The 7,978-nt window shown below is 62.1% G+C and carries 8 protein-coding genes; 5 read left to right on the plus strand and 3 right to left on the minus strand.

Annotated elements, in window-relative coordinates; all coding sequences use genetic code 11:
- Window positions 1–19 precede the first annotated feature (19 nt).
- From QMK32_RS15145 to QMK32_RS15155, 3 genes are read left to right on the plus strand one after another with little or no spacing between them, the layout of a single operon-like run.
- Complete coding sequence (locus tag QMK32_RS15145) at window positions 20–718, plus strand: MBL fold metallo-hydrolase (RefSeq protein WP_283475823.1); 699 nt, start codon at window positions 20–22, stop codon at window positions 716–718.
- A complete protein-coding gene (gene hisS, locus QMK32_RS15150; RefSeq protein WP_283475825.1) occupies window positions 715–1,986 on the plus strand; it encodes a histidine--tRNA ligase in 1,272 nt (423 codons plus the stop codon). Before QMK32_RS15145 ends, hisS begins: the two co-directional genes overlap by 4 nt.
- Window positions 1,976–2,608 (plus strand): hypothetical protein, encoded by a 633-nt coding sequence (locus QMK32_RS15155; RefSeq protein WP_283475826.1) that lies wholly within the window; start codon window positions 1,976–1,978, stop codon window positions 2,606–2,608. Before hisS ends, QMK32_RS15155 begins: the two co-directional genes overlap by 11 nt.
- 4 nt (window positions 2,609–2,612) lie before the next feature.
- Here QMK32_RS15155 and QMK32_RS15160 read toward each other — a convergent pair whose 3' ends face one another.
- A complete protein-coding gene (locus QMK32_RS15160; RefSeq protein WP_269305574.1) occupies window positions 2,613–3,080 on the minus strand; it encodes a DUF3237 family protein in 468 nt (155 codons plus the stop codon).
- A 145-nt stretch (window positions 3,081–3,225) separates the two neighbouring features.
- On the opposite strand from QMK32_RS15160, the gene QMK32_RS15165 reads away from it, so the two are divergent.
- On the plus strand, window positions 3,226–4,257 hold the full coding sequence (locus tag QMK32_RS15165) for an Rv2578c family radical SAM protein (protein ID WP_283475827.1): 1,032 nt from the start codon (window positions 3,226–3,228) through the stop codon (window positions 4,255–4,257).
- A gap of 3 nt (window positions 4,258–4,260) precedes the next feature.
- On the opposite strand, the gene ypfJ is transcribed toward QMK32_RS15165, so the two are convergent.
- Window positions 4,261–5,190 carry a KPN_02809 family neutral zinc metallopeptidase gene (ypfJ, locus tag QMK32_RS15170; protein WP_283475828.1) on the minus strand — a complete coding sequence of 310 codons (930 nt, stop codon included), beginning with the start codon at window positions 5,188–5,190 and terminating at the stop codon, window positions 4,261–4,263.
- A gap of 162 nt (window positions 5,191–5,352) precedes the next feature.
- Between ypfJ and aspS the strand changes: the two genes are divergently transcribed.
- Entirely contained in the window at window positions 5,353–7,179 is a 1,827-nt protein-coding gene (gene aspS / locus QMK32_RS15175; RefSeq protein WP_283475829.1) for an aspartate--tRNA ligase, read from the plus strand.
- 73 nt (window positions 7,180–7,252) lie between these two features.
- Here the strand turns inward: aspS and QMK32_RS15180 are convergent.
- Window positions 7,253–7,978: DUF2189 domain-containing protein (locus tag QMK32_RS15180; protein ID WP_283475830.1), on the minus strand; the 726-nt coding region annotated here is incomplete at its 5' end.

A 7,978-nucleotide genomic window follows, 5' to 3' on the forward strand; every position in this document is an offset into this window, starting at 1 on the left:
CGATCTAGGAGCTACAGCTGTGCTCGTCACCGGATTCCCGGCGGGAATGTTTCAGACCAACTGCTACATCCTCGCCCAGGACGGGGCAAAAGAATGCGTCGTCGTCGATCCCGGTCAGGATGCGGCAGAGCCCCTGTTCGAGTTCTTGAACTCCTCGAACACGACGCCGGTTGCTGTGCTCCTCACTCATGGGCACCTCGATCACACGTGGTCCGTGGAACCTGTCTGCAGCAAGTTCGGGATCCCCGCCTACATTCAGGCAGAGGACCGCTACATGCTTTCGGATCCGATTCGAGGGACCGGGCCGGCATTGGCCGCGATGTTGGGTGACGCCGAGTTCCACGAGCCGGACGAGGTGCTCGATCTCGAGGACGGAATGACTCTCGAACTCGCCGGAATCACGTTCGGCGTGCTGCGCACGCCGGGCCACACTCAGGGTTCGGTGGTATTCACGACAACGATCGATGCGCCGGACGGGGATGTGTCCATTGCTTTGACCGGGGACACTCTCTTCGCCGGTTCGATCGGCCGCAGCGACCTCCCCGGTGGTGACCATGACCAGCTACTCCGCTCGATAGGCCGGTCGCTGCTACCACTGGCCGACGACACCGTGATCCTTCCCGGACATGGCGGCCAGAGCTCCATCGGCCAAGAACGCGCGTCCAATCCGTTTCTCGTTGGACTGTCCGGTCCCGAACAAGGAAATATGCACTCGTGAGCAAGCCGACGACCTTCTCTGCACCCAAGGGTGTTCCCGACTACTTTCCGCCGAACTCCGCCGAATTCGTCGCTGTTCGAGAGGGGTTCCTGACCGCAGCGCGAAATGCGGGGTACGGGCATATCGAACTGCCGATATTCGAGGACACCGGCCTCTTCGCCCGCGGCGTCGGCGAGTCGACCGACGTGGTCAGCAAAGAGATGTACACCTTCGCCGATCGAGGGGACCGATCGGTCACCCTCCGGCCGGAAGGCACTGCCGGGGTGATGCGCGCGGTAATCGAACACGGCCTCGATCGAGGGGCACTTCCGGTGAAGCTGGCATATGCCGGCCCCTTCTTCCGCTACGAGCGGCCGCAAGCCGGCCGCTACCGTCAGCTGCAACAAGTGGGAGTCGAGGCGATCGGTGTAGATGATCCAGCCCTGGACGCCGAAGTGATCGCAGTCGCCGACACCGGGTTTCGTAGTGTCGGGTTGACCGACTTCAGGCTCGAGATCACCTCGCTCGGTGACGACACCTGTCGCCCGCAATACCGAGAGCGACTGCAGGAGTTCTTGTTCGCCCTGCCGCTCGACGAGGACACTCGACGCCGCGCGGAGATCAACCCGTTGCGTGTGCTGGACGACAAGCGGCCGGAAGTCCGCGAGATGACCGCTGATGCACCGCTGATGCTCGATCATCTTTCCGATTCCGCCAAGGCGCACTTCGACGAGGTGCTCGCCCACCTGGACGCGATGAAAGTTACCTACGTCGTAAATCCGCGCATGGTGCGAGGGCTCGACTACTACACGAAAACCACATTCGAATTCGTGCACGACGGCCTCGGTGCCCAGTCCGGAATAGGCGGCGGCGGCCGCTACGACGGGCTCATGGCGCAGTTGGGTGGCCAGGAGCTTTCGGGAATCGGATTCGGGCTGGGCGTCGATCGTACGATGCTCGCTCTTGCAGCCGAGGGCGCATCGGCAGGTGCTTCCGCCAGGTGTGCAGTCTTCGGGGTTCCGCTCGGTTTGGAAGCGAAAGCGAAGATCGTAGCCATCGCGGGGGAGTTGCGACGAAAAGGAATCAGCGTCGACCTGGCCTACGGAAATCGTGGTGTGAAGGGAGCAATGAAGGCGGCCGATCGGTCGGGAGCGCGCTTCGCTTTGGTACTCGGCGACAAGGAACTTGCCGAGACGTGCATCGTTGTCAAAGAACTTGCCACCGGTGAACAGCAGCAGGTTTCGTTGGATGGCGTCGTCGATCATCTGGAGGCGCGTCTTGCCGACTGACGGCTCGGATCGCGTCGATCTCGATTTGGTCCCAGTCGAGTTCATCAGACCACGGCTGATGAAGATCATGGTCGGCGCAGTAGTGGTCGCGATCCTGCTCGCAGTCATCGCGAGCTTTTTCCTACCCGTGGTTGTGGCCGTCGTGCTCGGTGTCATTGTCGTGGTGCCGACGGTGGTCTCGACATGGATAGTGTTGCGGCGTCGAATATGGCTGAGCGGCAACACTATTCATGTTCGCGGCGGCTTCCGGACGAAGCAGTTGTCGGTGCCGAAGGTCGTGACGGCCGAGATTCAGGTGCGGACCGCTCGGATCGACAACGTCACTCTCCGATTGTACGACGGCAACTCTCGCGTCACGATCGCACTTGCGCTTTACACCCAGGGCGGTGGCCGAGAGCTGCCGATCCTGTCTTTGCGCAAGCTCGCCGACGTGCTCTGGACCACCGAGTTGGTTCCGGCGGCCGCGATCGCATCGGTTCTGGTCGATCAGCTCAAGGCAGAAGCGCGCGACGCGGGTCTACACGAGCGGCCCCTGTTTCGAGCCATCGAGCTGGTCCGCTCGACGGGACGAACTCCGCTGGCCACTTTGACCGATCGCGAAGTCGCCGAACTGTCGAGCTGATGGGTCAGGTCACCAGGAATGCGTCGAGCACAACAGCTTCGGCCGATCGTGAGCCGGACGTCACCACCAGCGCGCGGTTGAGGTAGGTGAACTGCGGCACGGAGGTCGCGATGTCCAGAGTCCCGCGGAAGTAGTACGTGGCCGGATCGACTTCTTCGGTCCCTCCCAGCGCCGCGATGACATCGGCCGGGCCGAACTGGAGTCCGCGGTACGACAGTGAGAGATATCCTCCCATCGTCAGTTCGAGAGTGAGCTCGGCGCTGAATTCGGTGCAGCCATCCGATCGCGTCAATCCGAAGACGGACGAAGTGCCGGCCAGCGTGCCTTCGATGTCGGGTCCGGGCGCGGCGCCGCCGAGAATGGGGATGACGACTCGTTCTCCCGTGGGTACACCACCGATGTCGATCGGAATTCCGAGAGCCACGCCGAGTCGCAGGATCGGTTCGAGCGTCGGGATATTCGGTGCAGTCACGGCGAGAAGTGCTCCTTCTTGTTCGGGCAGTGGGTACACGCTATCCTTCGTCGCATTTGTCGCACCCGCCTAGTGCTCCGCGAAGCGAAAGGTGCACGCCTCGTTGCGTCTTGACATGACATAGAACAAATGTTCGACTGTGTGCATGCGATGGGCGGGACAAACACTCGACGCTGCCGACGAGGACGCCTTACCGGGTTTGGAACGTGCAGGCCTCGTGCGTAGCGTGCAAACGCCGGAGTTCGAGGGCATCACGTTCCACGAGGTGCTGTGCAAAAGCGCATTGAACAAGATTTCCGGTGACGCCTCCTTACCTTTCACCTGGACGATCAACCCTGCGCGTGGTTGTTCGCATGCGTGCCGCTATTGCTTCGCGCGCCCCACCCACGAGTATCTCGGATTGGACTCCGGCAACGATTTCGATTCGCAGATCGTCGTCAAGACCAACATTGCTGCGGTGCTCCGCAAGGAACTTTCTCGAAGATCGTGGAAGTGTGAACCGGTTGCGCTGGGAACCAATACCGATCCCTACCAGCGCGCGGAGGGGCGCTACCGGCTGATGCCGGGCATCATCCGAGCACTGGCGGAGTCCGGGACACCGTTCTCGATTCTGACCAAAGGCACGTTGCTGCGGCGTGATCTGCCCCTGCTGACGCTCGCGGCTCGGGAGGTGGATGTGCGCATCAGTATCAGCCTCGCTATCCACGACGCGGATCTGCAGAAACAGTTGGAACCCGGGACTCCGAGTCCGCGGGCCCGGCTGGATCTGATCCGTTCGATTCGGGAGGCAGGTTTGCCATGCGCTGTGATGGTGGCACCGGTCATCCCATTCCTGACGGACGGAGCCAAGCAGCTCGACGGACTGCTCGAGGCGTTGGCCGAGGCAGGTGCCACGTCGGTGACCGCGTTGCCGATGCACCTACGGTCCTCGACCAAGGATTGGTTCATGTCCTGGCTGGCCGAGCAACACCCCGCCCTGGTCCGGCGGTACCGGCAACTCTATGGACGCGGGTCCTACGTCACCCCCGAGTACACGAGGTGGTTTCGCGAACGAATCGACCCTCTCCTCGACCGTCACGGATTTGCGCCCGGGGACACTCGATCTCTGCCGGAGAACACTCCTGTACGGGCAGCATCGACGATCGATGTACCGGTCGCTGCCCTCACGTTGTTCTGATCGTCACCGGGTGAGCGCGGGAGGATTGAGTAGATCGCGCGCCGAAAACGTATCGCAGGCCGCGACCTGGCCCGTCCGATAACCCGCGAGGAACCATTTCTGTCGTTGCTCGGACGAGCCATGGGTCCAACCTTCCGGATTGACCCGGCCACTCGACGCCTGCTGTATCCGATCGTCACCGACCGAGGACGCTGCGGACAAGGCGTCGCGGATATCGGTGTCGGTCAACGGCGCGAGGAAGGGAATACCGGTGTCCTGTGCAGGAATCGTCGCAGCATGATGCGCCCAGACCCCTGCGTAGCAGTCCGCTTGCAGCTCGACTCGGACAGCACCTGATTGCGGGCCCTGTGGATCCGCTTGCGCGCGGCCGATGTCGCCGAGCTGGTTCTGGATATGGTGGCCTACCTCGTGCGCCACAACGTATTCCTGTGCCAGAGGTCCGCCGCTGGATCCGAACTGGTCGACGAGGACCTGAAAGAAGCTCGAGTCGAAATAAGCTGTCGAGTCGGCAGGGCAATAGAACGGGCCGACAGCACTGGTGGCGTTGCCGCATCCCGTGCTGATCGAACCGGTGAACAGCTCGACGGCCGGCTGCACATACGCGACCCCGGTCTGCGATTGGAGTTCGGATTCCCACACCGTGTCCAAGCTCTGCACCGTTCCGACGATTCGGCAGTCGACATTCGCATTGGCGTCGGCGCCCGTCTCGCAGTTCTCCACCGCGCCGCCTGCCTGCGACTGACCTGCATTGTCGGTAGAGCCGCTGAGTTGACCGAGAACGGACCCCGGATCTCCACCGAAAAGCAAGGCCAAGACCAGAATGACCAGGCCGCCTGCGCCACCGCCCAGAGCGAGCTTGCCGCCTCGTCCGCCACCGCCCCCGCCGGTCGACACCCGGCCAGGTTGCATACGAGCACCCTCGTTGAAGGTCATCGCCGAAATCCTCTCTTGGGGGTCTGTTTCTGTGGGCTCTTCGTCGTGGTCGGGCACTAGCTTCGCATGCCGTGGTGGGATCGCGTTTCCGGTCGGCCTAGGTGTCTCCGTAGGATCGGTTACCGACGAACACGCTTTGTGAAATTTTGTGAAAGGAAACCCGTGCTGCGCACCCACCTCGCCGGCTCACTTCGACCCGAGCACGTCGACCGAACAGTCACCCTGACGGGTTGGGTTGCGCGGCGACGCGATCACGGCGGTGTCATTTTCATCGATCTTCGTGACGCGTCCGGCGTCGCTCAGGTCGTCTTCCGTGAAGGCGCCGTCGCCGAGCAGGCCCACCGCCTAAGGGCGGAATACGTGGTGAAGGTGACCGGCAAGGTCGAGACCAGGCCGGACGGCAACCAGAATTTCGAGATTCCGACCGGCGCCATCGAGGTCGACGCATCCGCGATCGAAGTTCTCGCCGAGAGTGCCCCGCTTCCGTTCCAGCTCGATGAGCAGCCGGGCGAGGAAGCTCGCCTGAAGTACCGGTACCTCGATTTACGTCGCGAGGGCCCGGGAAGCGCCATCCGTCTGCGATCGCATGTCAATGCTGCAGCACGCAGTGTTTTGGCGCACCATGAGTTCGTCGAGGTCGAGACACCCACTTTGACGAGGTCCACGCCGGAAGGTGCACGGGATTTTCTCGTGCCTGCACGTTTGCAGCCGGGTAGTTTCTACGCACTCCCGCAGAGTCCTCAGCTGTTCAAGCAGCTACTGATGGTCGGTGGAATCGAGCGGTACTACCAGATCGCACGCTGCTACCGAGACGAAGATTTCCGGGCCGATCGCCAGCCCGAGTTCACCCAGCTCGACGTCGAAATGAGTTTCGTCACCCAGGAAGACGTCATTTTGCTGGCCGAGGAGATCCTCGCGGCACTGTGGAAACTGGTCGGCTACGAGATCGCCGACAAGATTCCGCGAATCACGTACGCCGACTCGATGAGACGTTACGGGTCGGACAAGCCGGACCTTCGGTTCGAGATCGAACTCGTCGAATGCACCGACTTCTTCGCCGACACGACTTTCCGGGTATTCCAGGCACCGTACGTCGGAGCGGTAGTGATGCCGGGTGGCGCATCACAGCCGCGTAAGCAGCTCGACAAATGGCAGGAGTTCGCCAAGCAGCGCGGGCACAAGGGACTTGCCTATGTACTCGTCGGCGAGGACGGAAGCCTCGGTGGACCGGTAGCGAAGAATCTCACCGATACCGAGCGTGACGGCCTCGCAGCTCACGTCGGCGCCAAGCCCGGTGATGCAATCTTCTTCTCCGCGGGACCGATCAAGGGCTCGCGCGGACTACTCGGTGCGGTGCGTGGTGAAATCGCGCGCAAACTCGACCTGATCGACCCGAAGGCTTGGGCGTTCGTCTGGGTCGTCGATGCACCACTGTTCGAGCCGACGTCCGACGCGACGGCGAGCGGTGACGTTGCCGTCGGCTCCGGGGCGTGGACGGCCGTGCACCATGCCTTCACTTCGCCGAAGCCGGACTCGATGGCGACCTTCGACACCGACCCCGGTTCGGCGCTCGCCTACGCCTACGACATCGTCTGCAACGGCAACGAAATCGGTGGCGGCAGTATTCGCATCCACCGCAAGGACATTCAGGAACGCGTGTTCGCGGTGATGGGGATCGGTGAAGCCGAGGCACAAGAGAAGTTCGGATTCCTGCTCGACGCTTTCAGCTACGGAGCGCCACCGCACGGCGGAATCGCATTCGGTTGGGACCGGATCACTGCACTACTCGCCGGAGTCGACTCCATCCGCGAGGTCATCGCATTCCCCAAGTCCGGCGGCGGCGTCGACCCGTTGACCGACGCACCGGCGCCGATCACGCCGCTGCAGCGTAAGGAATCCGGCATAGACGCCAAGCCGGAGAAGGACGCCAAGCCCGAGAAGAAGGAATCCGCGCAGACCGAAAAGGATGAGCCTTCGGCTGCTCGATAGTCGACATCACAGTGAAAGGGCCCCGATTCTCTCAGGAGAGAATCGGGGCCCTTTCACTTGTTCGGCCGAAGGCTCAGGCGACCGGCTGTCCGCTCGTCACGATGCGGTAGGCATACGTCGACGCAATGATGGTGATCGGAATGGTCACCAGTAATCCTAGCCCGCATGGGATCGCGCCGAGAATGTTGATTCCGACGAGTGCGAGCGCAAGCAAGAACAACTGGCCCGCGTTCGACGAAATTGCCCTGAAACTCGACTTGATTGCAGTGATCGCATCCTCGTTGCGGTCGACCACGAACTGAAGCGTCCACCACGTCAGAAACACCACGATGATGCCCGGGATGATCAGCAGCACGAAGCCGATCGTCGCCATGATCCCGATCAGCACGCTGGCGATGATGATCGCTGCCACATTGGCGAATTGGAAGATCGATCCGATCGTGGGCTTGGTCCCGTCGACCTCGTGCAATGCACCGCGAACCATCGCAGCCTGGATCAGGTAGGTCACGACCGCACCGACAAGCGTGCCGATGATTCCCAGAACATCGAAACTCGACGAGAAGTCCCCGGAAGTGTCGAATCCGCCGAAGATCAGATTGATGACCAGCTGAAGGACTGCAGCAATGAGGACGATACCGACCCACACGCCTGCGTTGTCCTTGAACTTGTTCCAGCCGAAGGAAATCGCACCGCCGACGTCGAGCGTCGGGGGCAGTCCACCACCGAATCCGGATCCGTGTGCCCCGTAGTTTCCGGGAGGTGGGGGGTAGTTGCCGGGAGGTGGGGGGTAGTTGCCGGG

Source organism: Rhodococcus sp. H29-C3, from assembly GCF_030063405.1.
GTDB lineage: Bacteria > Actinomycetota > Actinomycetes > Mycobacteriales > Mycobacteriaceae > Rhodococcoides.